Consider the following 1,611-nt stretch of genomic DNA (forward strand, 5'->3'; position numbering starts at 1 on the left):
CCGGCTTGCCGGATGGCTTCGGCCAGCGACTCCAGCTTGGTGGGGGTTCGGCCGACCAGGAAGACGGGCAGGCCTTGTTGGGCGCTGTGCAAGGCGGTGGCGCCGCCGATGCCGGCGATGCCGCCGACGCCGATGACGATGACGATGGCGCAGGGCCTGGGCGAGTCAAGGGGGTGGGCTGGGCTCATGGCCGAACTGTAGTGAGCCGGCACCCGCCTGACGAACGATCATTGCTTGAGCACCGTGAAGGCGATGTTGAGCATGCGGCGGGTGGCCGGGTTGCCGTGTGCGCGACAATCCCGGCCATGCCGACTTCGCCTCCTTCTCGCCCCCCTGTTGCCGACTCGCGTTCGGCCGCCCTCAGGGGATGGGTGCAGTCCCAGGTGGCGGCGGTGCCCCGGGCGGCGCTGGGCAACCTCGTCGCCAAGCTGGCCATCGTCGGATTGGGGCTGGCCATCACCGTGATGGTGGCGCGAATGGGCCCGAAGGTGCAGGGTGCGTTCGCCTTGTTCGTGGCGGTCGAATCGGCCTTGCTGACGCTGTTCTCCGGGCTCGGCCTGTGGCTGGCTCGGCAGGTGTCTCGGCAGGTGGCGGGTCAGGCGTGGCCGGCCCTGCCCATGTTGCTCGGTGTGTTGCGGGCGGCGGTGTTGTTGGGGGTGTTGGCGGCTGTGGGGCTGCTGGCCGCGTCGTGGCATGCGCAGACGCTGCCTTATTCGCAGTTGTGGCTGCTCGCCTTGGGTGCGCCCTTTTTGCTGCTGGTGCCGACGGCCACCGGGCTTTGGTTGGGGGAGGGGCGCATGTGGCCCATCAACCTCGCGCAGGTGGCGGCCCCGGCGCTCGTGCTGGCTGGATTGCTGGGCGCAGGTTGGTTGACCACCGACTACGTGGGTCGGGCGCCGGTGGTGGTGATGGTGTTGATTGCGTGGGTCAGCGGCAAGGCCGTCGTCGCCCTGCTGACGGCCCTGGCCGCTTTGCGCCACGCCAGCCAGCGCGACGATGCCTGGCAGGGGGGCTGGCAGGCATCGCCGAGTTGGCGTGAGGAGTGGCGCTTTGTCGCGACCATCGGGGTCACCAACGTCATCAGCCTGTTGAATTACCGCGCGTCCTTGTTCCTGGTGGAGCGTTTCCATGGCCTGGAAGCCGTGGGCACCTACTCGGTGGCCGTGACGGTGGCGGAGTTGCTGTGGCTGTTGTCTTCGTCGGTGACGGTGTCGCTGTATGCGCGCATTGGACACCCCGAGCGCGCGGTCGCTGCGGCCACCACGGTGCAGGCGGTGCGCATCAATGTGCTGGCCACCCTGGCTGCAGCGCCGGTGCTGCTGCTGGGGGCCTGGTGGGCGGTGCCATGGGCCTTGGGTGAGCCTTACCGGGCGTCGCTGTGGCCCCTGTTCGCGCTGTTGCCGGGGGTGGCGGCCTACGCAGCGGCCTCGAGCTTGTCGGCCTTCTACACCAACCACCTGGGGCGGCCTCACCTGTCGGGGATGATCGCTGCGTTGTCCTTGTTGCTCAGCGTGGGCCTGGGCCTGTGGTGGGTGCCCATGTGGGGGGCGATCGGTGCGGCGGCGGCGTCCAGCCTGGGCTACATCGGGGCCATCGGCGTGGCCTACACCG

Annotated in this window: 1 protein-coding gene and 1 pseudogene; one reads left to right on the forward strand and one right to left on the reverse strand. The window is 69.3% G+C overall.

Going from position 1 to position 1,611, the window contains the following annotated elements:
• Window positions 1-188: pseudogene (locus B2W70_RS05595) on the reverse strand (hypothetical protein); the annotation flags it as partial.
• Between the two features lie 117 nt (window positions 189-305).
• Between B2W70_RS05595 and B2W70_RS05600 the strand changes: the two are divergent.
• Window positions 306-1,611 (forward strand): lipopolysaccharide biosynthesis protein (locus B2W70_RS05600; RefSeq protein ID WP_286743674.1); only part of this gene is annotated, 1,306 nt, incomplete at its 3' end.

Origin of the sequence: Aquabacterium sp. UBA2148, assembly GCF_002328915.1 — a bacterium.
GTDB classification, from domain to species: domain Bacteria; phylum Pseudomonadota; class Gammaproteobacteria; order Burkholderiales; family Burkholderiaceae_C; genus Aquabacterium; species Aquabacterium parvum.